The organism is Halomonas stenophila (assembly GCF_014192275.1).
In the GTDB taxonomy this organism is placed as follows: domain Bacteria; phylum Pseudomonadota; class Gammaproteobacteria; order Pseudomonadales; family Halomonadaceae; genus Halomonas; species Halomonas stenophila.
This window is the reverse complement of sequence record NZ_JACHXR010000005.1, coordinates 202,390-223,974: the sequence shown is the minus strand read 5'-3', so window position 1 is coordinate 223,974 and position 21,585 is coordinate 202,390. Positions and strand designations below refer to the sequence as shown.

Below are 21,585 nucleotides of genomic sequence, written 5' to 3'. Positions count from 1 at the left end.
GCGGCGAGCCGCGGGGGCGAGTCGCCACCGAAGGATTGGACATATACTGGTCCAGCCTGGACATTCGAGGACATGAGTCGAATTGACGCCCAACCAACGGCCATCACAGCGACGCAGGATCCATGCCCCACGACACGACACTCATCACGACGTTGGCCGCAGGCTTGGGTCTCGCCCTGGTGCTCGGCATCCTCGCCGACAAATTGAAGCTTCCCGCTCTGCTGGGTTATCTCCTGGCAGGCATCGCCATCGGGCCGGCGACACCGGGCTACGTGGCCGACATGGCTACCGCGAGTCAGCTGGCCGAGTTGGGCATCATGCTGCTGATGTTCGGCGTAGGCCTGCGCTTCTCCCTGGATAACCTGCTCTCGGTCAAGCACGTGGCACTGCCGGGTGCCATTGCCCAGATGACGGTGGCGACGCTCCTGGGCATGGCGCTCGCAGGGGCCTGGGGCTGGGGCTCGGTAGTAGCCTGGTGTTCGGCCTCTCGCTGTCGGTGGCCAGCACGGTGGTACTGTTCAAGGCGCTGGAAGCCCGCGGGATCCTCGCGTCGATGAATGGCTACATTGCGGTCGGCTGGCTGGTCGTGGAAGACCTGGCCATGGTGGTGGTGCTGGTGCTGCTCCCCCCCTTGGCCGGGATGCTCGGCGGTACCGAGACAGACGGCTCCCTCCAGTCTCCCCTCTGGCGGACCCTGGGCCTGACGTTCCTGCAGGTCGGCGCCTTCGTGGCCTTGATGTTGATCGTGGGACGCCGCGTCATGCCCTGGGTGCTGTGGCTGGTGGCCCGGACAGGCTCCCGGGAGCTGTTCACGCTTGCCGTCATTGCGGCGGCGATCACCATCGCCTTCGGTGCCGCCGAACTCTTTGGCGTTTCCTTCGCGCTCGGCGCCTTCTTCGCCGGCATGGTCATGCGGGAATCGACGTTCAGCCACCGGGCGGCGGAAGAATCCTTGCCGTTGCGTGATGCCTTCGCGGTGCTGTTCTTCGTCTCCGTGGGCATGCTGTTCGAGCCTGGGGTGCTGATCGACAGCCCGCTTCGCGTGATCGGCGTCGTGGCCATCATCATCATCGGCAAGTCCGTCGCCGCCGCCTTGCTGGTCACCGCCTTTCACTATCCACTCAGCACGGCCTTCACGGTGGCGGCCAGCCTCGCCCAGATCGGGGAATTTTCCTTCATCCTGGCCGGCCTCGGCATGTCACTGGGTCTCCTCACCGCCGAAGGACAGAGCCTGATCCTGGCCGGCGCCTTGATCTCGATCGCGCTCAATCCCATGATTTTCGGCCTGATCGAGCCGCTGCGTAACAAGGTGCTGGAAAATTCCCGCCTGGCCCGTCAACTGGATCAACGCCAGGACCCCTTCGCCGAGCTCCCCCTGTCGACCGAAGATCGCTACCTCGAGGGACAAGTGGTGCTGGTCGGTCATGGCCGCGTCGGCCGACAGATCGGTGAGGCGCTGGGCCGACGGGGTATCCCGTTCGTCGTGGTCGAACAGAACCGGGAACTGGTGGAAGCGCTGCGCCGGCAGGATATCGCGGCCGTATCGGGAAACGCCGCCGAGCCATCCGTGCTGATACAGGCGCACATCGCCCGTGCCGCCATGCTGGTCATCGCCATTTCCGATACTCTCGACGTGCATCAGATGACCGGGACGGCGAGAGCGCTGAATCCCGACATCGAAGTGGCGGTACGCGCCCAGAGCGAAGACGACGCCAGCCTGCTGGCCAGGGAGGCCGTCGATTGCATCTTCTGCGGCGAGGATGAGCTGGCGAAGGGGATGGCCGAGCATATCCTGAAGCGCGTTGCGCCATCGGCCGACCACCCGGGATAGGCCTCGACCGCGACCTCGCGCCCTGGCCCGCGCCGGGGGGCTTCGCCCGCCCTGTCACCGTGCCGGAAGCGGATCCCATGGCGGCACACCAGGCGGTCCCCGAAGCGAGGAGGCCGCCGGCGTCGAGAAGCCTCAGTCTCCGAGCTGCTGCTTCACCCTCTCGACGATATGCGCGCCGATGGGGATCGCCGAGGTGGCCGCCGGCGATGGCGCATTGCCCACGTTCACCGTGCGCGGGGTGTTCACGAACAGGAAGTCGTCCACCAGCCTGCCGTCCCGGGAGACCGCCTGGGCGCGGACCCCGGCGGGATAGTCGCCCAGGTCGTCGAGGGCGAGGCTCGGGCAGTACTTGCGCACCAGCTCCAGATAGCCCCGCTTGTGCAGCGAGTTCTTCATCTCGGCGAGGCCGGGGCGCAGGTTGCGCCCCAGCACCTTGAGGATGCCTGGGTCGGTGAGCATCTGCGCCAGGTCGCGGGGCGAGACATCGCGCTTGCGATAGCCCTCGCGCTTGAAGGCCAGCACGGCGTTGGGGCCGACGGTGACGGAGCCGTCGATCATCCGCGTCAGGTGCACGCCGAGAAATGGCATGGCGGGATCCGGGATGGGGTAGATCAGATGGTTGACGATGTCGTTGTGCCGCGCGGGCAGCCGGTAGTACTCACCGCGGAACGGGCAGATGGTGAAGCCGGGATCCTGGCCCAGCATGCGCACCACCCGGTCGGCCATCAGTCCCGAGCAGGTCACCAGGTAACGACCGGTGAACTCGCCGGCGCCGGTGGTCACCACCACCTCCCGGCGACGCTCCTCCAGGGCGGTGACCTCGGCCCCGTAGCGGATCTCGCCGCCCATCCGCTCGAATTCGGCGGCCATGGCCCGGGTCACGGCGGCAAAGTTGACGATGCCGCTGGAGGGCACGAAGATGCCGCCGATGCCCGTGATATTGGGTTCGCGCTCGGCGAGCGCCTCGGCTTCCAGCCATTCCCGCTCCAGGCCATTGGCGGCGGTGCGCTCCCACAGCGCCTTCATGCGCTGCCTCTCCAGGGCATTGGTGGCCACCAGCAGCTTGCCGCAGATGTCGTAGGCGATGTCGTGGGCATCGCAGAACTCCCGGGTGGCGCGGTTGCCGGCCAGGCAGAAGCGGGCCTTGAGGCTGCCCGGCGTGTAGTAGACGCCGGCATGGATCACGCCGCTGTTGTGACCGGTCTGGTGGCGAGCCGCGCCGGCCTCCTTCTCCACCACCAGCATGCGGCGATCCGGGTAGGCCTGCTTGAGCTGCATGGCGGTGGACATGCCCAGGATTCCGCCGCCGATGATGATGAAATCGTACATGCCGTCCTCGTTGTTCTGATGCGACGGCCACGCCTGTGGTGACGGCGTGGCCTCGTCAGGGTAACCCATCGGCCGGGGCATGGCGCCTCACCGCCGACACGGTTCGCGCAGCGTCCTGGCGTGGGTGAAGTGGCCACGCTGTCGCATCAGCTCCCGGCGCAGTTCCGGATGCGGCGTGAAGCGATCCCGGCCGTGCAACCAGAAGTGGTTGTTGATCAACAGGAAGCTGCCCACCGGGTTGGGCACCGAGAGGATCGCCGGGCTCCCCTCCAGGGACTCGGAGAGATCGCACAGCCAGTTGCCCTCCTCGAAGTCCCGAGGCTGCACGAACTGATCGATATAGGACATGATCGGCCGCCCCTCGACGTCGACGTCGAACACCGGGTGGAAGACATCCCGCGCGACGTTCTTGCTGGGCGGCGCGATCCAGCGCATCTCGCGACGCGCCAGCGGATGGCGGTGGAAGCGCGACAGGTCCTCCCAGTCGTCCAGGTGCAGCAGCAACGAGTCGCCGCCCTGCATGTGCTGCTCGTCGATCTTCATCATCAGCACGTAGTCGGTGTCCTGCTCGACGAAGGTGCCGTCGTTGTGCAGTTCCATCACCCGATGCGGCTGGCGCAGGTAGCTGTCCGAGGCGTCCACGTTCTTGACCACGAAGCGCGCATAGTACTGGCCGCTCATGGCATCGAAGTTGGAGCGTCCCATCAGGTGAGCCACGGCGGTGGCGAACTTGACCATCTCGTCGGCCTGCTCGACGTCATCGAGGCCCTCGGGCGTGACCTGCAGGCCGCCCGTCTCGCGATCCACCAGGGTATTGATCAGCACCGGCTGCAGGGTATTGCCGCACAGGTCGTCGAGGATCCTGGCCACCCGGAAGCGCAGCATGGACTTGTACTCCAGGGCCTGGACGGGCCAGTCGACCACGGCGGCCAGGAAGGCCTCGACCACCGGCCGTGAGACGGTCAGCCGCAGCAGCCGCGGCGACTGAGGGGACGGCGCCAGGGTGAAGCCCTGGAGGTCGGCGGGCAGCGGCATGGCGGTGTCGGGAAGGCGAGTCAGCGCGGTCATCGGGGGTCTCCATGGTCTCGAGCATCGATGTCTCATAAAATATCTACATTTTTATAAAACATCAACACAACGGCATGACCCAACAGGCGGGAGCCAACGAAACGAGGCCCGGCATTGGCCGGGCCTCGTTGGTGGGCGTGAGAGCGTTCTCGCCAATGGCTCAGAGCCTGTGGCCGGGCCCCGTCTCGGAGGGCTGCTGCTGAGGGACCGGCTCCCGGAGCAGCGAGCGAAAGAGGCTGATCGAGATCAACAGAATGAACACGGCCTCGCTCATTGCTGAGCGAGGCCGTTCGATTCAAGGCTCGATCAGGCGGCGACGCTGCCGCGGGGGTCGATCCCCCGAACCGGCTCGCCGCGCCGCCAGCCGGTCCTTTCAAGCCGCCACGCTGCCGTGGGGGTCCATGACGAATTTCTTGGCCGCGCCGCCATCGAAGTCGGCATAGCCCTGCGGCGCCTCGTCCAGGGTGATCATCTGGACGTTGACCGCATCGGCGATCTTGACCTTGTCGAACAGGATCGCCTGCATCAGCGGCCGGTGGTACTGCATCACCGGGCATTGGCCGGTATGCAAGGAATGCGACTTGGCCCAGCCGAGGCCGAAGCGCATGCTCAGCGCACCGTGCTTGGCCGCCTCGTCGGCCGCGCCCGGGTCCTCGGTCACGTACAGCCCCGGGATGCCGATCTGGCCGCCGGCGCGGGTCAGCGACATGGCGGAGTTCAACACGTTGGCCGGCGCCTCCTTGCCGTGGTTGTGGCCGCAGGCATGGGCCTCGAAGCCGACGCAGTCGACGAAGGCATCGACCTCGCGCTCGCCGAGGATCGCCTCGATCTTGTCGGCCATGTCGCCGTCCTGGGTCAGGTCGAGGGTCTCGCAGCCGAAGCTGCGGGCCTGGGCCAGGCGCTCCTCGATCATGTCGCCGACGATCACGCAGGCGGCGCCCAGCAGCTGGGCGGAGACCGCGGCGGCCAGGCCCACCGGGCCGGCGCCGGCGATGTAGACGGTGGAGCCCGGGCCGACGCCGGCGGTGACGCAGCCGTGGAAGCCGGTGGGGAAGATGTCGGACAGCAGGGTCAGGTCCTTGATCTTCTCCATGGCCTGGTCGGCGTCCGGGAACTTCAGCAGGTTGAAGTCGGCGTAGGGCACCATGACGTATTCGGTCTGGCCGCCGACCCAGCCGCCCATGTCGACATAGCCGTAGGCGGCGCCGGGACGCGCCGGATTGACGTTGAGGCAGATGCCGGTCTGGCCGGCCTTGCAGTTGCGGCAGCGGCCGCAGGCGATGTTGAACGGCACCGAGACCAGGTCGCCCGGGCGGATGAATTCGACGTCGCGGCCGGCTTCGATGACCACCCCGGTGATCTCGTGGCCCAGCACCAGGCCGGGGGGCGCGGTGGTGCGGCCGCGCACCATGTGCTGGTCGCTGCCGCAGATGTTGGTGGTGACCACCTTGAGGATCACGCCGTGCTGGCACTTGCGGTTGCCGAGGGCGAGTTCCGGATAGGCGATGGATTCGACGGCGACCTCTCCCGGGCCCTTGTAGACGACGCCGCGGTTGGCTGTGCTCATGATTGCCTCCTGTTGTCTGGCCGGGACATCGAGGCGTACGACTCCGGAAGCCCCAGGAGGCTTGGCCGGGTGACATTGCCGATCGCCAAGGATGTCATTGCGCCAATTATTTATTGTAGGCAATGGTCGAGTCTGAGCGGGTCAATCAGCGAGACATATCGATTTTTCTTCCGGGCTGTTGATGAGGTGATGTCATGAACCCGAGCGCCCGATGCTGGCGGGGGCGGCGCCCCGGCAACAGCCCCGGCCCTGACGGGCCGGGGCTCGGAACTGGCGGAGCCGATGGCGACGCTCAGCGTCCCGCGCCGGACTCGGCGCCGGCCAGCTCGCGCTGCATCATGGTGTCGCTGTAGGCCACGCCATAGCGGGCCCGCGACCAGCCGTACAGCGCCAGGCCGAGCAGCATCCAGCCGGCGAACATGGCCCACTCGATGGTGGAGAGCGCCGAGGGGCTGCCGGGCAGGTACATGCCGACCAGCGCCAGCGACAGGATCACCGACAGCGCGCCGACGGTCTTGCCGCGACGCACCCGGAAGGGGCGCGGCAGGTCCGGCTCACGCCGGCGCAGCATCACGAAGGACAGCGACACGAAGAGGTAGGCGATGACGATGCCCAGGCCGCCGGCGACCACCAGCCAGACCAGCGCCGGCCGACCGAAGAAGGGCGCGATGCTGGAGAGAAGGCCCATCAGCAGGATGGCATTGGTGGGCGTGCGGTGCCGGGGATGCAGCCTGGCGAGGAAGGCCGGCAGCATGCCGGAGTGCGCCAGCGCGTAGATGGCCCGGGAGCCGCCGATGTAGAAGGCATTCCAGCTGGTGATGATGCCCGCGATGCCGGCCAGGATCATCAGGTTGCCGGCCCAGGGCGCCTGGAAGGCCGCCTGCATGGCATCCGGCACCGCCAGGGAGCTCTCGGCCAGGGCCGCGGGGTCGAGCATCAGGGCGGTGCCGAGGATGATGAAGGCGTACCAGAACACCGCCAGGATCACCGAGATCATCAGCACCCGGCCGATCTCCCGGAACGGCAGGTTGATCTCCTCCGCGGCCTGGGGAATGACGTCGAAGCCCACGAACATGAAGGGCACCATGATGATCACCGTCATGATGCCGCCGATCACGCCCTGCTCGACGTTGAACAGCGGATCCATGGTGGCGGTGCTGCCCTCGAACAGCGCCCCGGTGATGAACATGATGCCGACCGCCAGGATCAGCAGGGTGACCACCTTCTGCACCAGGGCGGCGGTGCGCACGCCGAGGTAGTTGATCGCCATCATCGCCACGGACCCGGCCACCCCGACCGCCACCCAGGTGGCCTTGACGTCCCAGCCGGCGATGGTCCACAGCTGACCGACCGCATAGTCCGGGAAGAGATGCTCCACCACGGTGGGCAAGGCCACGGCCTCGAAGGCCACCACGCTGACATAGCCCAGGGTGATCGCCCAGGTGCACAGGAAGGAGGCGAAATGCCCCATGGCGCGATAGCTGTAGACATGCTCGCCACCCACCTGGGGCATCGCCGAGGCCAGCTCGGCATAGGTCAGGCCCACCAGCACGATCACCACCCCGCCGAGCAGGAAGGCGGTGATGGCGCCGAGGCTGCCGGCGGACTGGATCCAGCTGCCGGTCAGCACGATCCACCCCCAGCCGATCATGGCGCCGAAGGCCAGGGCCAGCACATCCTTGCGGGCCAGCACCCGCGTCAGGTGCGTCTCCGTGGGCGACGTCTCGTTCATGTCACTTCCCTCTCATCAGCGAGTTTGATTTTTTGTGAAAATTACAACTTTCATCAAAAGTATCGACAAAGTAGACCACTCCATCGCCCACCGACAAGTCGACTTTCCGGGCGGGTAACCCCCACTTTGGTCGCATTAATCACTCTATACTGATAAACAAGGCCCGTCATACAGCGCCTTACGGCGCCCCGGCTTCGCCGCCGCTCGATCCCCCCGTCTCGACACTGGCGAAACCAGGAAAAAGGCTGCATGCTGTAGCCGTCGATTCTGTCCCTTGGAGCATCATGAGCACGGCAAGCCCCTCGACCGCCGCGGAACTCCTCGACCCTCCGCGAAGGTGCCCTGACCTCGATGTCAGGGATCTGGAACAACGCACTCGCCTCATGCGCATCATTACCCGGTTGATCGCCGTATCGGATCTGGGCAACCGCGACATCGCTCGCCGCGCCGGCATCCCGATGCAGAAGATCAGCGACCTCCTCTCCGGTCGTCTCGAGCAGCTCACCCTCGACGAGCTCCAGACGCTGCGCCGGACCATCGACCCCCAGCTCACCCCACCCTGAGCCCTCGGCCGCCCCGTCCGAACGGACCAGGATAAGGGCCGGCACGCATGCGACTGCCGGCCTTCATGGATTCGAGATCTTCATGGATTCGAAACAGAGGGAGATCCCCACATGCGACACCTCGTGACCGGCCTGCTGCTGGCCGCCTCGCTGCCCGTCCTCGCCGATGGACAGGCCACACTGGAGACCCGCTCCGACCAGGGCGGTGCCACCATGGAGGTCAGTTGGGCGGGCGACGACCTGCGCATGGACTTCCCCCAGCAGGCCCAGGCGGGCTTCATGCTGCTCAAGGACGGCAAGGGCTACATGGTCAGCCAGATGCAGGGCCAGACGATGGTCATGGACATGGCCAGGCTCCGCGAGATGGCGGAGAACATGGGCGGCGACCAGGCCAGCGCCGGCATCGCCAGCCAGCAGGCCAGCGCCGTCGATGCCCTGGAGGCCACCGGCGAGACGGAGACCATCGCCGGTCTCGAGGGCGAGGTCTACCGCCTGCAGTGGACCGACAAGGCCGGCAGCGCCCATGACGACGAGATGGTGCTCAGCGAGAACCCCCAGGTCCGGGAGCTGATGGCCTCCTTCCACGCCTACCAGCAGTCCATGACCGGCGAGCCCGACCCCATCGCCACCACCCTCGAGGAGCGCGGCCTCGGCATGCTGCGCTTCGGCGACCGCTTTCGCATCGCCGAGCTCTCCGACGAGTCGCCGGCGGCGTCCACCTTCGAACTGCCCGAGGACGCCATGACCTTCGAGGACATGATGCGCTCCGCCACCTCGCAATAGATCGAGTCATTGGCCGCCCCCCTGGACGCCGCGTCCCTGGGGGCGTCGTGTCAGCCCAGCGCCAGGTAATGGATGCTGAACAGCGCCCGGCGATCGGTCCACAGCGCCGTCGGCCGATAGCCGGCTCTCTGCGCCAGCGCCTGGAAGCCCGCCACGCTGTACTTGCAGGAATTCTCGGTATGCAGGGTCTCGCCGGCGGCGAAGGGGAAGGGCCGCCCGGCCACCCGCACCAGCTGGGCCTGCCGACTGACCAGATGCATCTCGATGCGTGACGCGGCCTCGTGGTAGTACGCCAGGTGGCGGAAGGCGGCCGGCTCGATCTCGGCCCCGAGCTCCCGACGCATCCGCTCCAGCAGGTTCAGGTTGAACGCCGCCGTCACCCCGGCGGCGTCGTTGTAGGCCGCCTCGAGGGTGCGCCGATCCTTGATCAGATCGACCCCGATCAGCACCCCGCTGCCCGCCGGCAACGCCCGTCGCAGGCCGGCGAGGAAGGCTTCGGCCTCGGGCGGCGCGAAATTGCCGATGCTCGAACCGGGAAAGAAGGCCACCACCCGCCGCCCCTCGACGCCGCTCGGCAAGCGCAGGCGACGCGAGAAGTCGCCCCAGGCGGCATGCACCTCCAGCCAGGGGTAGTCCGCCGCCAGGTGGCGGGTGCTCTCGAGCAGGAAGTCGCGCGAGATATCGATGCCCAGGTAGCGTCGCGGCCGCACCGCCTCCAGCAGCAGCCTGACCTTGCGACTGGCCCCGCTGCCCAGTTCGACCAGCAGCGACTCCGGCCCGACGATGGCGGCGATCTCCTCGGCGGCCGAGGCCAGGATGCTCTCCTCGGTGCGGGTCAGGTAGTACTCGGGTTGACGGCAGATGGCCTCGAAGAGCCGGGAACCGCGCTCGTCATAGAAATACTTGGGCGAGAGGCGCTTGCGCTCCCGGCCCAGCCCGGCGATCGTATCGTCGCGAAACGAGGGCCCCATCTCGTCGACATGCTGGTCATGGAAGCGCACGGCAGTGGCGGACATCGACGACCCTCGCTGGCAATGGCTGACAGGCACGCCCCCGAACGCCAGGGTGGCGCCCCATGGCCGGAATGGCTCCAGGAGCCTGGCGGATTTGACCGATCGTCGCGAGAAAGACGGATTTCGAGTCAAATTTATCGATCTATTGAGGCGAATAGCGTGCCATTTAACGAAATAGATCGAATGAAGTTGGCCGAAAGCCCGGATTTCGTAGCAGATCAGCGTCAAGTCCGACAGGCTCCTAGACTGGACCGACAAGGCGATCGTCACCTCAATCTAGAGTGAGCCAGAGCATGCAGCAACCGCAGCAACCGGTGTTACGCGATATCGTGCTGGTCGGGGGCGGCCACAGCCACGTCGGCGTGCTCCGGCGTTTCGCCATGCGGCCCGAACCCGGGGTGCGGCTGACGTTGATCTGTCGAGACTCCCATACCCCCTACTCCGGCATGCTGCCGGGCTACATCGCCGGTCACTACGCCTATGACGAGGTGCATATCGACCTGCGCCGCCTGGCGGAATACGCCGGGGCGCGCTTCCTGCGCGACGAGGCGATCGGCATCGACCATGAGGGGCAGCGCGTCCTCTGCCGCGCGCGGCCCCCGGTGCCCTACGACCAGCTATCGATCAACATCGGCTCGACGCCGCGAGTGGATACGGTCACGGGGGCCGGGGAGCACGCCGTGCCGGTCAAGCCCATCCATCGCTTCGACGACCGCTGGCAGACGCTGCTCGAGCGCGTCATCCACCACCCGGGCACCACCCGCATCGCCGTGGTCGGTGGCGGAGCCGGCGGCGTCGAGCTGCTGCTGGCCATGCAGCATCGGCTGCGCGGCGAGCTCGCCGACCGGGGTCGCGACCCGGACGAGCTGGCCTTTGCCCTCTTCACCCGCGGCGAGGCCTTCCTGCCGACCCACAATGCCCGTGTCCGGGCGAATTTCCGGGACCACCTCCGGGCCCGTGGCGTCGCCGTGCATACCGGCACCGACATCACCGCCGTCGACGCCGGCCGACTGCAGGATGCCGACGGCAGCTGGCACGAGGCCGACGAGATCGTCTGGGTGACCAACGCCGGCGGCGCCGGCTGGCTGCGCGACACCCGGCTCGAGCTCGACGACGACGGCTTCATCAAGGTCGGGGACACCCTGCAGTCGCTGAGCGATCCGCGGATCTTCGCCGCCGGCGATATCGCCCACCAGGTCAACCATCCCCGTGAGAAGGCCGGCGTCTTCGCCGTGCGCCAGGGTCGTCCGCTGGCCGACAACCTGCGCGCCGCCGTGACCGGCCGCCCCCTGAAGCCCTACCGCCCCCAGGCCCGGTGGCTGGCGCTGATCGGCACCGGCGATCGGCACGCCGTGGCCTCGCGTGGCGAGCTGTGCCTGGCCGGCGACTGGGTCTGGCGCTGGAAGAACTGGATCGACCGGCGTTTCATGGCGCGTTTCAACGACCTGCCGCCCATGGCGGAAGACACCGGGAGGGCGAGGGCGCCGAGTCGGGTGGCCCTCGACGAGGAGGAAAACGCCCAGGCCATCTCGGCCATCGCCATGCGTTGCGGTGGCTGCGGCGCCAAGGTCGGTGCCACGACCCTGTCCCGCGCCCTCTCGACCCTGCAACCGGTGGCACGCGAGGACGTCCTGGTGGGCCTGCACGCCCCGGACGATGCCGCCGTGGTCCGAGTGCCGCCGGGCAAGGCCATGGTGCATACCGTGGACTTCTTCCGCGCCTTCATCGACGACCCCTATGTGTTCGGCAAGGTGGCCGCCAACCACGCCCTGGGCGACATCTTCGCCATGGGCGCCGAGGCCCAGACCGCCACGGCCGTCGCCACGGTGCCCCAGGGCCTGGAGGTCAAGGTCGAGGATACCGTCTTCCAGATGATGGCCGGCGCCGTCGAGGTGCTCAATGCGGCCGGCTGCGCCCTGGTCGGCGGCCATACCGGCGAGGGCCAGGAGCTGGCCCTGGGCTTCGCCGTCAACGGCCTGATCGACGCCGAGGGCGACGCTGCCCTGAGCGACAGCATCCTGACGAAAGGCGGCCTGCGCCCCGGCCAGGCGCTGATCCTCACCAAGCCCATCGGCACGGGCACCCTGTTCGCCGCCCATGCCCGGCTGGGGGCCAAGGGGCGCTGGATCGATGCCGCGCTGGAGAGCATGTGCCTCTCGAACCGCGAGGCCGCGACCTGCCTGCGCGAGCATGGGGCCACCGCCTGTACCGACCTCACCGGCTTCGGCCTGCTCGGCCACCTGGTGGAGATGACGCGCCCCTCGGGCGTCGATGCCGAGCTCGACCTGGCGGCCCTGCCGATCCTCGGGGGCGCCGAGGAGACCGTCGCCGCCGGCATCCTGAGCTCGCTGCAGCCGGCCAACGTGCGCCTGCGCCGGGCCCTTCGCGACCAGGCATCCTGGGTCGGACACCCGCGCTACCCGCTGCTGTTCGATCCCCAGACCGCCGGCGGCCTGCTGGCCGGCGTGCCGGCGGAACGCGTCGAGGCCTGTCTCGCCGCCCTGCATGCCCAAGGCTACCCCCAGGCCGCGATCATCGGCCGCGTCCTGGACGCCGGCGAGGCGCTGGAACCCATCGTGCTGAGGGAATGAGGACTCAGAGGCCGCAGGCGGCGATCACGCCGGCCAGGGCCTCCCGCTCGGCCTCGACGCGGAACAGCGGCGCCCGGGCCTGGACGTGACGGCGCAGGCTCTCGATGAACGCCGGCTCCCGCTCGGCGCGCAGCAGGCAGTCGCGCAGGGCCTCGGTATCGGTCACGGGAAAGTAGCCGGGATAGTCCTCGCCCAGCAGGCCGCGATTGCCGGGAATGCGGGAGGCCACGACCGGCAGGCCGGCCACGCAGGCCTCGCTGACCACGTTGGCGCCCCCCTCCATGCGCGAGCTGATCACCATCAGCCGCGAGCGGGACATCCACTGACGTACCCGCCAGCGGGGCCGGTCGCCGAGCCAGCGGAAGCGCGGGTTGCGGGCCATCTCGTCGCGCGCCGCGCGGGCCCAGTCGTCGCTGCAGGCGCCGCCGAGCTGCACCACCCGCAGCCGCGAGGTCGGCGGCAGGTCGCGCAGGGCCAGGGCCGTGCGCAGCGAATCCTTCTCCTCGCGCAGGTGGCCGGCGACCAGCACCTCGAAGGTGCGCTCATTGGGCCTCGGGGCCCGTGACGGCAGCGGCAGCGCCGACTGGTGCACGATTCGCAGGCGCGGATGGAAGCGCGTCGGCAGGTCCTCCTCCAGGCAGTCGTGCAGGCCGACCAGCACATCCGCGGACGCGAGACTGTCGAGGAACACCTCGGGGTGGCTATGCTGGAAGCGGTAGACGTCGGTACCGGTCAGCACCACGATCACCGGGCAGGCGAAGGTCTCGCGACAGGCACGAATGGCCGCATGGCTGCGCCAGGCATGCAGGGCGAACAGCAGGTCCGGCGGCTGGCCTCGGAAGCGCCAGGTGGCCGGGGCACCCTCCGGCGCCGCCAGGCGCACCCGGCAGCCCAGCTCGCGCAGGCGTCGCGCCCAGCGGGTCGCCGTGGCCCGGTTGCCGGCCCGCGATCCTCGTCCGGCCGGTGTGATCAGGACTACCTTCAATGCCATGGAGTCTCCTTGACGAGGTCAGCATGCCCTCCACATCATTCAGCACACCGCCAACTCCTCCCCGAGCCGCCGACGAACTGGCGGCGATGCTCACCGATGCCCGTGACCGCAGCCTGGCACTGATGCAGGATCTTCTCGAGATCCGCGAGCTGGGGCCCTGCCTGTCCATCGTCAACCCGCCGCTGTGGGAGCTCGGCCACCTGGGCTACTTCCATGATCATTTCGCCCTGCGCGGGCTCCATGGCCTGCCCGACTACCGGCTCGCCGGCGCCGACCGGCTGTTCGATTCCAGCAGCATCGCCCACGACGAGCGTTGGGCGCTACCCCTGCCCTCCCGCGAGGAGACGCTGGACTACCTGGCCCGGGTCCAGCGGGCCATGCTCGAGCGCCTGCCCGATGGCCTGGCCAGTGCCGCCCAGAGCTATGTCTACCAGCTCACCACCCTGCACGAGGACATGCACGGCGAGGCCTTCGTCTATACCCGCCAGACCCTGGGCGACCCGCCGCCCGCACTGGGATCGCCGACTCCGGGGCAGGCGCCCCTCGACGCGCCGGCCGGGGCCTTGCCCGGCGATGTCGCCGTTCCCGGCGGACGGCACCGGCTGGGCTCCGACGACGCCGTGCCCTTCCGCTTCGACAACGAGAAGCCGCCTATGGAGGTGGAGGTCGCCCCCTTCGCCATCGCCCGGGCGCCGGTGACCAACGCCGAGTTCGCCGCCTTCGTCGACGACGATGGCTATGCCCGACCCGAGCTGTGGAGCCCGGCCGGCCGGGAATGGCGGGCGCGACGCGACCTGCAGGCGCCCCTGTACTGGCGCAAGGCCGCCGCCGGCGGCTGGGAGGAACGCCGCTTCGACCGCTGGCAGCCCCTGGCGCCTCACCGGCCGGTGGTGCATGTCGGCTTCCACGAGGCCGAGGCCTGGTGTCGCTGGGCCGGCCGGCGCCTGCCCAGCGAGGCCGAGTGGGAGGTCGCCGCCAGCCGGGCGCCCGGCCCCGACGGCCGATCGCTCGCCCCGGGCAAGCGCCGCCACCCCTGGGGCGAGGCGCCTCCCGACGGTCGGCTCGCCAACCTGGACGGCTGGCAGCTGGGATGCCTCGACGTGGCGGCGCTGCCCGAGGGCGACAGCGCCTTCGGCTGCCGCCAGATGCTGGGCAACGTCTGGGAGTGGACGGCCTCGCCCTTCGGCCCCTTCCCGGGCTTCGAACCCGACCTCTATCGCGACTATTCGGCGCCCTGGTTCGCCGAGGGCCGCCGGGTGCTGCGCGGCGGGGCCTGGGCCACCCGCTCGCGGCTGATCCACAACGGCTATCGCAACTTCTTCACGCCCGACCGACAGGATATCCTGGCCGGCTTTCGCACCTGCGAGCGCTGAGGCCGGCGCGTGGCTGGATCGGAAAGCCCCGGACTTTTGGGTAACATGTCGGCTTGCTCGCCCCTTTCCTGTAAGGAGCCCCCATGCTCGGACGCCTGACCCTCGCCCTCTCTCTCACCCTGGCATTGGCCCTGGCCGCCCCCCTGGCCGGTGCCGCGGAGCCCTTCGTGTTCACCGCCATCCCCGACGAGGACGAGACCCGCCTGCAGGAGCGCTTCGAGAAGGTCGCCGACTATCTCGAGGACCAGCTCGATGTCGAGGTGCGCTTCGTGCCGGTGAAGTCCTATGCCGCCGCCGTCAGCGCCTTCCGCAACGACCAGGTGCAGCTGGCCTGGTTCGGCGGCCTCTCCGGGGTCCAGGCCCGCGAGCGAGTGCCGGGCTCCCGGGCCCTGGCCCAGGGCGTCGAGGACGCCCAGTTCCGGACCTACTTCATCGCCCACGAGAGCACGGGCCTGGAGGCAGGCGCCGGGCTGGTCGACGCCATGCGCGGCATGACCTTCACCTTCGGCTCCAAGGGCTCCACCTCCGGACGGCTGATGCCCGAGCACTTCCTGCGCGAGGCCTTCGGCGAGGGCCCGGAGGAGGTCTTCTCCCGGGTCGGCTTCAGCGGCAACCACAGCCGCACCGCCTCGCTGGTGGCCACCGGGGCCTATCAGCTCGGGGCCCTCAACTACACCGTCTGGGAGAACGAGGTCGAGGCCGGCAACGTCGATACCGACAGCGTCCGGGTCGTCTGGGAGACCCCGGCCTACCCGGACTACCAGTGGAGCATCCGTGGCGACGTCGATGAGCGCTTCGGCGAGGGCTTCGCCGATCGCGTCCAGCAGGCGCTGCTCGACATGGACGACCCGGCGCTGCTCGAGAGCTTCCCGCGGTCCGGCTTCATCCCCGTGAGCAACGACGACTACGAGGTCATCCGCGAGGTCGGCCGACAGCTCGACATCCTCGACTGATGGACTCCCTGGCACTCACCGATATCGTCGCCGACTACGGCACGCAGCGGGTCCTCGGCCCGCTGAGCATCACCCTGGCCCCGGGCGAGCGGGTCGCCCTGGTGGGCAAGAGCGGCGCCGGCAAGTCGACGCTGCTCGGCATCATGCACCGGCACTGGCAACGCCAGGGGGTGGCCCTGATGCCCCAGGAGCTGGGCCTGGTGCCGTCGCTGAGTGTCTTCCATAACGTCTTCATGGGCCGGCTCGCCAGGCGCTCCGCCTGGTACAACCTGGCGAGCCTGGTGCGTCCCTTCCGCCGCGACGTGGCCACGATCCTTCCCCTGCTGGAGCAACTGGGCATCGCCGACAAGTGCTGGACGGCCAGCGGCGAACTCTCCGGCGGCCAGCGCCAGCGGGTCGCGGCGGCCAGGGCGATCCACCAGCAGGGCGAGCTGCTGCTCGCCGACGAGCCGGTCTCGGCGCTCGACGGCCCCTTGTCGGAGACGGTGATGGCGGCGCTGACCGAGGCCTACCCCACCGCCGTGCTGGCCATGCACGACGTGGAACTGGCGCTGCGCTACACCGACCGGGTGATCGGCATCGCCGATGGCACCATCGCCCTGGATGCCCCCAGCCATGCCCTCGGTCCCCAGGACCTGCGGGTCCTGTACTGAAGGGGAAAGAGGCACGTCGCGAGATGGATTCCTACCGGACAGGGAAGGCGGCCTTCTGGCACTCGCCCACCGTTCGCACCAGCCTGGCCTTCGTGGTCCTGGCCATCGCCTGCGCCTTGCTGGCCGATTTCCGGATCAGCGCCCACGACCCCTGGGGGGAGCTGGGACGCCTCCTGCTGGGGGTGGTCCAGCCGAACTTCACCGCCGTGGACTACCTGGGCGAGGCGATCCTGCGCACCCTGGCCTTCGCCTTCGTCGGCGTCGGCCTGGGGGCCGCGGCCGGCATGCTCCTGGCGCTGGTGTTCCGCCACCGCACGGTGCGCACCCTCTGCGCCTTCGTGCGGGCCATCCATGAGCTGTTCTGGGCGCTGATCTTCCTGCAGTTCTTCGGACTGCACCCGCTGACCGGCGTCCTGGCCATCGCCCTTCCCTATGCCGGGGTCTTCGCCAAGGTCTATGCCGAGATCCTCGAGGAGACCGACCCCGAGCCTTCCCGGATCCTCCCGCACGGCACCGGGGGGATCTCGGCGCTGGCCTACACGCGCATCAGCCAGGCCTGGCCCCACCTGGTCAGCTACACTGCCTACCGGCTGGAGTGCGGGCTGCGCTCCAGCGCCGTGCTGGGCTTCGTGGGCATCCCCACCCTCGGCTTCTACCTGGACTCGTCCTTCTCCCAAGGCCAGTACGCCACGGTGGGGGCGCTGCTGCTGCTGTTCTATGGGCTGATCGCCACGCTCAAGCTGTGGGTCCGCCCGCGGCTGCTGCCCCTCTACCTGCTCGCCGCCCCCTTCCTGCTGGGCAGCGGGCTGCCGATCCGCTGGCAGAACGTATCGCGCTTCTTCACCGAGGACATCGTCCCCGCCCCGCTGCGCCGGGGCGAGGGCCTCGACGGGCTGCTGCCGTGGCTCGGCGAGCTGCTCGCCGACCAGGCGCTGCCCGGCATCTGGAACACCCTGATCCTGACCCAGGTCGCCCTGGTGGTCACCGGCCTGTTGACCCTGGCCCTCTATCCGCTGGCCTCGCGGCACTTCACGAACCGCCTGAGCGGCGCGCTGGGGCACACCCTGCTGGTCATCCTGCGCTCGACCCCGGAATACCTGCTGGCCTTCATCCTGCTCCAGCTCTGGGGCCCCTCGATGCTCCCGGCGGTGGTGGCGCTGGCCATCCACAACGGCGGCATCATCGGCCACCTGATCGGCCGACGCAGCAACGCCATCGCCTTGCGCCCGGATGCCCCCCGCGGCGTCGAGCGCTATGCCTTCGAGCTCACCCCGCGGCTCTATGGCCCCTTCCTGGCCTTCCTCTTCTACCGCTGGGAAATCATCATGCGCGAGACGGCCATCCTCGGCATCCTCGGCATCGCCACCCTGGGCTTCTACGTCGACAGCGCCATCCAGGAGATCCGCTTCGACCAGGCCCTGGTGCTGATCGTCATCACCGCCCTGCTCAACATCGGCGTGGACATCCTCGCCCGCCACCTGCGGGCCCGCCTGCGGCTTCGCCATACCGCGACCAGCGAGCCTTGACCGCGCCGGCGACAGGCACCGCCGGGGTCAATCCTCGCGCTGCTCGTACTCCTCGGCGGTCCGTATCGCCTCCGCCTCGGTATCGTGCTCGGAGACGATAATCTCGTTGTCGGGGTCGGTCTCGTCGATCACGTGCCAACCGATCACCGGCAGGTTCATGTTCTCGGCCTCGTGGATGGGCTCGACCCGGGCTTGCTTCGGTCCTGACTTCGGCATATCGCCTCCTCTTGGGCAACGAAGGGCTTTCCACAAGGCTAGTTCAAAGGCGATGCGATTACGTCCATGCTTCCTGACGCGGGCGGCCTGCCAGTGGGCATCGCCACCAGCACGCTCGCCACACGCCAGGGACGGCGCGTCAGCGAGGCCACTCGAAGGCCTCCTCGAACAGGAAGGGGTCGTCGAAGTGGCGCCGGCCGACGAACACCGTGGCATGGGTGCCCCACTGGCGCATGGCTCCGGGGCTGCGGATCCCCGCGGGCCACAGCAGGAAGCGCTCGAGGCGCTCGGTCCCCGCCACGATGCCCTCGGGCCCGAACAGGCTGCGTCGCCCGCCGTCCGGCAGCACCAGGGAGCGGCGCCCGTAGCGCGGCGGTGAGCGGGTCAAGCGCAGGGCATAGCCGGCGTCGGCACTGATGGCGTCATCGACCGTGTCCAGACCGACCAGGTAGTGGCTGACCGCCGCCAGCTGCAGCGCCAGCCGCTGCCCCGCGGCCCGCGGCGGCGTGTACGCCGGCGTCAGCGGTGCCTCGCGCAGGTCGTGATCCGCCGCCACCGGCACCCGGCGCAGCGGCGGCACCGGGAAGAACAGGTGATAGCAGCCGCAGGCGTGGATGCTGTCATGGATCAGCGGCCGGCCATCGGGCCCCAGGGTCACCCGCCATACCACCCCGTCCAGGCGGCCGCCGAGGATGTCGAAGGCCCCAAGCCGGGTCCTAGCCGGAAACCACACCGTATAGACGAGCTGCGGCAGGACCCGTCCCCCGAAGCGGGTATGGGCGAGGCGCACGTCGGCCACCGGCCGGTTGGTGTCCACCGCCGGCAACGGCCGCGCCGGGCCCCGCCGCCAGTAGGGGGCGCCGAGACGGTCGTCATGGCCCCGGGTCTCGATGGCGAATACCGGCGCGTGGTACGCCGCCAGGCGCCGCAGGGTCTCGTCGTCGAGATCGACCAACCCCAGGGGGCCGCGCGGGGCCTCGCGCACCAGCCGGGCGGCGGCCTCACCGTCCAGGGGCGGCCCCTCCGGCAGCGCGGGCGCGTAGCGCCGCGCCTGGCCCCGCCCCGGGAAGGGCGCGTCGAAGCCTGCCAGGTAGTCGTCCCGCCAGCGCCCATAGCCCAGGGACAGCCCGACCCGCGTGAGGGGATAGCCCCCCAGCACCCGCCAGGTATCCACATAGTGATCGGGCGCGACCACCGCCTCGCGCAGCGCCGCCCTGGCCGGGCCATCCTCCGCCCCCAGCAGTTCCTCGGCCAGCAGCCGGTCGGCGCAGGCGTTGGCCGCCGCGGCCGGCGCCTCGCCACCGGTGCGCCGGGCCAGGCGGCGGCGCGCCGGGGCCGGCAGGTTGGCGGCCTCGATCTGGCGCGCCTCGGCATCGCCCCGCCGCATCCGCCCGAGCCAGGCGACATAGCGCGAAGCCTCGGGATGATGGCGCAGTGTCGGGGCGAAGCTCGCCAGCAGGCGGTCGGTGCGCAGGTAGGGGAAGCCGGCGACCCGGGCCCGGCCGGCATCGACGACGCCCGCCTCGGCCACCGCGGCGTCGAAGGCGGTGAGCAGGGCCAGGCAGTGCCGCCGGTCGGGCGGGGAGGCCTCCCGCCAGGCCGGGGCGCTGGCGCAGCCCGCGAGCAGCAGCAGCGCCAGCAGCAGCGCCGGCCGGGTCGCGCGCCCGGCGGCACGGGCCCGGTGCATGGGGCTAGACCGGCCGGTCGGTCACCGCCCCCGTGGAGGCGGAACTGACCGTGCGGGCGTACTTGGCCAGCACCCCGCGGGTATAGCGCGGCGCCGGCGGCTGCCAGGCGGCCCGGCGCCGCGCGAGCTCGGCATCGTCGAGGGCCACCTCGAGGGTGTCGGTCTCGGCATCGATGGTGATGGTGTCGCCGTTCTCGACCAGCGCCAGGGGTCCGCCGTCGAAGGCCTCGGGGGTGACATGGCCGACCACGAAGCCGTGGCTGCCACCGGAGAAGCGACCGTCGGTGATCAGCGCCACCTCGCTGCCGAGCCCGCGGCCCATGATCGCCGAGGTGGGGGTAAGCATCTCGCGCATGCCGGGCCCGCCGCGGGGGCCCTCATAGCGGATCACCACCACCTCGCCGGCCACCACGCTGCCATCGTTGATGCGCGCCTGGGCCTCCTCCTCGGAGCCGAACACCCGGGCCGTGCCGGAGAAGCGGATGCCCTCCTTGCCGGTGATCTTGGCCACCGCGCCCTGCGGGGCCAGGTTGCCGTGCAGGATGCGCAGGTGGCTCTCGGCCTTCAGTGGCGCCTCGAGGGGGGCGATGATCGTCTGGCCCTCGGGATAGGGCGCGACGCCCGCCAGGTTCTCCGCCAGGGTCCGCCCGGTCACGGTCAGGCAGTCGCCATGCAGCAGCCCCGCCTCGAGCAGGGTCTTCATCAGCGGCTGGATGCCGCCGATCTCGACCAGTTCGCTCATCATGTACTGGCCACTGGGCCGCAGGTCGGCGAGCACCGGCACCCGCCGCCCGATCTCGGTGAAGTCGCCGAGGGCGAGCGGCACGTCCACCGCATCGGCCATGGCGATCAGGTGCAGCACCGCATTGGTGGAGCCGCCCAGGGCGATGACCATGGTGATGGCGTTCTCGAAGGCCTCGCGGGTCATGATGTCCGAGGGCTTGATGTCGCGCTCGAGCAGCGTCAGCACCGCCTCCCCCGCCGCCCGGCTGTCATCGTGCTTGGCCCGGGACACGGCATTCTGCGCCGAGCTGCCGGGCAGGCTCATGCCCAGGGCCTCGATGGCCGAGGCCATGGTGTTGGCGGTATACATGCCACCGCAGGCGCCGGGACCGGGGATCGCCGTCTCCTCGATCTGCCTGACCTCGATCAGGTCGAGATCGCCACGACTGTGGGCGCCCATGGCCTCGAACACCGAGACGATGTCGGTGTGTCCCTCGCCGGGCAGGATGGTGCCGCCGTAGACGAAGACGCTGGGCCGGTCGAGCCGCGCCAGGCCGATCAGGCAGCCGGGCATGTTCTTGTCGCAGCCGCCGATGGCCACCAGGCCGTCGAAGCCCTCGCAGCCGGCCACCGTCTCGATGGAATCGGCGATCACCTCCCGGGACACCAGCGAGTACTTCATGCCCTCGGTGCCGTTGGCGATGCCGTCGGAGATGGTGATGGTATTGAAGATCACGCCCTTGCCGCCGGCCGCATCGGCGCCGGCGCTGGCCTGCTCGGCGAGCTCATGGATATGGCTGTTGCAGGGGGTGACGCGGCTCCAGGTGGAGGCGATGCCCACCTGGGGCTTGGCGAAGTCGGCATCGGTGAAGCCCACCGCGCGCAGCATGGCGCGGCTGGCCGACTTGCCGACGCCATCCACCACCGGGGCGGAATGGCGGCGGCGCGGATCCTGTGGCGTATCGCTCATGGCGAGACATCCTCTG

Annotated in this window: 17 protein-coding genes and 1 pseudogene; 9 read left to right on the top strand and 9 right to left on the bottom strand. The window is 69.3% G+C overall.

Features of this window, described 5'->3' with window-relative positions:
- Positions 1-122: 122 nt before the first annotated feature.
- Positions 123-1,222 (top strand): annotated as a pseudogene (locus tag FHR97_RS20695) (cation:proton antiporter domain-containing protein); the annotation flags it as partial.
- Complete coding sequence (locus FHR97_RS20690) at positions 1,196-1,831, top strand: NAD-binding protein (protein WP_425486083.1); 636 nt, start codon at positions 1,196-1,198, stop codon at positions 1,829-1,831. The pseudogene FHR97_RS20695 and the gene FHR97_RS20690, both read left to right, overlap by 27 nt.
- A gap of 132 nt (positions 1,832-1,963) precedes the next feature.
- Here FHR97_RS20690 and lhgO read toward each other — a convergent pair whose 3' ends face one another.
- The 4 genes from lhgO to FHR97_RS11080 form a co-directional block, all read right to left on the bottom strand.
- A complete protein-coding gene (gene lhgO / locus FHR97_RS11095) occupies positions 1,964-3,160 on the bottom strand; it encodes an L-2-hydroxyglutarate oxidase (RefSeq protein ID WP_183383871.1) in 1,197 nt (398 codons plus the stop codon).
- Between the two features lie 87 nt (positions 3,161-3,247).
- Complete coding sequence (gene glaH / locus FHR97_RS11090) at positions 3,248-4,228, bottom strand: glutarate dioxygenase GlaH (protein WP_183383870.1); 981 nt, start codon at positions 4,226-4,228, stop codon at positions 3,248-3,250.
- Between the two features lie 373 nt (positions 4,229-4,601).
- Positions 4,602-5,795, bottom strand: coding sequence for a formaldehyde dehydrogenase, glutathione-independent (fdhA, locus tag FHR97_RS11085; protein ID WP_183383869.1), 1,194 nt, complete (start codon positions 5,793-5,795; stop codon positions 4,602-4,604).
- Positions 5,796-6,087: 292 nt separating this feature from the next.
- Positions 6,088-7,527, bottom strand: a complete 1,440-nt coding sequence (locus FHR97_RS11080) for an APC family permease (protein WP_183383868.1) — start codon at positions 7,525-7,527, stop codon at positions 6,088-6,090.
- A gap of 284 nt (positions 7,528-7,811) precedes the next feature.
- Between FHR97_RS11080 and FHR97_RS20525 the strand changes: the two genes are divergently transcribed.
- Complete coding sequence (locus FHR97_RS20525; RefSeq protein ID WP_183383867.1) at positions 7,812-8,090, top strand: XRE family transcriptional regulator; 279 nt, start codon at positions 7,812-7,814, stop codon at positions 8,088-8,090.
- Between the two features lie 111 nt (positions 8,091-8,201).
- Entirely contained in the window at positions 8,202-8,873 is a 672-nt protein-coding gene (locus FHR97_RS11070) for a hypothetical protein (protein WP_183383866.1), read from the top strand.
- A gap of 50 nt (positions 8,874-8,923) precedes the next feature.
- Here the strand turns inward: FHR97_RS11070 and egtD are convergent, their stop codons facing one another.
- Entirely contained in the window at positions 8,924-9,889 is a 966-nt protein-coding gene (gene egtD / locus FHR97_RS11065) for an L-histidine N(alpha)-methyltransferase (protein ID WP_221187772.1), read from the bottom strand.
- Between the two features lie 290 nt (positions 9,890-10,179).
- On the opposite strand from egtD, the gene selD reads away from it, so the two are divergent.
- Positions 10,180-12,477 carry a selenide, water dikinase SelD gene (gene selD / locus FHR97_RS11060; RefSeq protein ID WP_183383865.1) on the top strand — a complete coding sequence of 766 codons (2,298 nt, stop codon included), beginning with the start codon at positions 10,180-10,182 and terminating at the stop codon, positions 12,475-12,477.
- A 4-nt stretch (positions 12,478-12,481) separates the two neighbouring features.
- Here selD and senB read toward each other — a convergent pair whose 3' ends face one another.
- Positions 12,482-13,468 carry a selenoneine biosynthesis selenosugar synthase SenB gene (gene senB, locus FHR97_RS11055; protein WP_221187771.1) on the bottom strand — a complete coding sequence of 329 codons (987 nt, stop codon included), beginning with the start codon at positions 13,466-13,468 and terminating at the stop codon, positions 12,482-12,484.
- A gap of 23 nt (positions 13,469-13,491) precedes the next feature.
- Here senB and senA point away from each other — a divergent pair, with 23 nt between their 5' ends.
- The 4 genes from senA to FHR97_RS11035 all read left to right on the top strand — a co-directional run bounded on the left by senA (position 13,492) and on the right by FHR97_RS11035 (position 17,973).
- Positions 13,492-14,841: a selenoneine synthase SenA gene (gene senA / locus FHR97_RS11050; RefSeq protein ID WP_183383864.1), complete on the top strand. Its 1,350-nt coding sequence runs from the start codon at positions 13,492-13,494 to the stop codon at positions 14,839-14,841.
- A gap of 83 nt (positions 14,842-14,924) precedes the next feature.
- A complete protein-coding gene (locus tag FHR97_RS11045; protein ID WP_183383863.1) occupies positions 14,925-15,794 on the top strand; it encodes a putative selenate ABC transporter substrate-binding protein in 870 nt (289 codons plus the stop codon).
- Positions 15,794-16,447, top strand: a complete 654-nt coding sequence (locus tag FHR97_RS11040; protein WP_183383862.1) for an ATP-binding cassette domain-containing protein — start codon at positions 15,794-15,796, stop codon at positions 16,445-16,447. The genes FHR97_RS11045 and FHR97_RS11040 overlap by 1 nt, the downstream gene beginning before the upstream one ends.
- A 23-nt stretch (positions 16,448-16,470) precedes the next feature.
- Positions 16,471-17,973 carry a PhnE/PtxC family ABC transporter permease gene (locus FHR97_RS11035; RefSeq protein WP_183383861.1) on the top strand — a complete coding sequence of 501 codons (1,503 nt, stop codon included), beginning with the start codon at positions 16,471-16,473 and terminating at the stop codon, positions 17,971-17,973.
- 27 nt (positions 17,974-18,000) lie between these two features.
- Here the strand turns inward: FHR97_RS11035 and FHR97_RS11030 are convergent, their stop codons facing one another.
- From FHR97_RS11030 to ilvD, 3 genes are all read right to left on the bottom strand, one after another.
- Positions 18,001-18,189 carry a hypothetical protein gene (locus FHR97_RS11030; RefSeq protein WP_183383860.1) on the bottom strand — a complete coding sequence of 63 codons (189 nt, stop codon included), beginning with the start codon at positions 18,187-18,189 and terminating at the stop codon, positions 18,001-18,003.
- A 139-nt stretch (positions 18,190-18,328) separates the two neighbouring features.
- Positions 18,329-19,876 carry a hypothetical protein gene (locus tag FHR97_RS11025; RefSeq protein WP_183383859.1) on the bottom strand — a complete coding sequence of 516 codons (1,548 nt, stop codon included), beginning with the start codon at positions 19,874-19,876 and terminating at the stop codon, positions 18,329-18,331.
- Between the two features lie 4 nt (positions 19,877-19,880).
- Positions 19,881-21,569 carry a dihydroxy-acid dehydratase gene (gene ilvD, locus FHR97_RS11020; RefSeq protein WP_183383858.1) on the bottom strand — a complete coding sequence of 563 codons (1,689 nt, stop codon included), beginning with the start codon at positions 21,567-21,569 and terminating at the stop codon, positions 19,881-19,883.
- Positions 21,570-21,585: the final 16 nt, after the last annotated feature.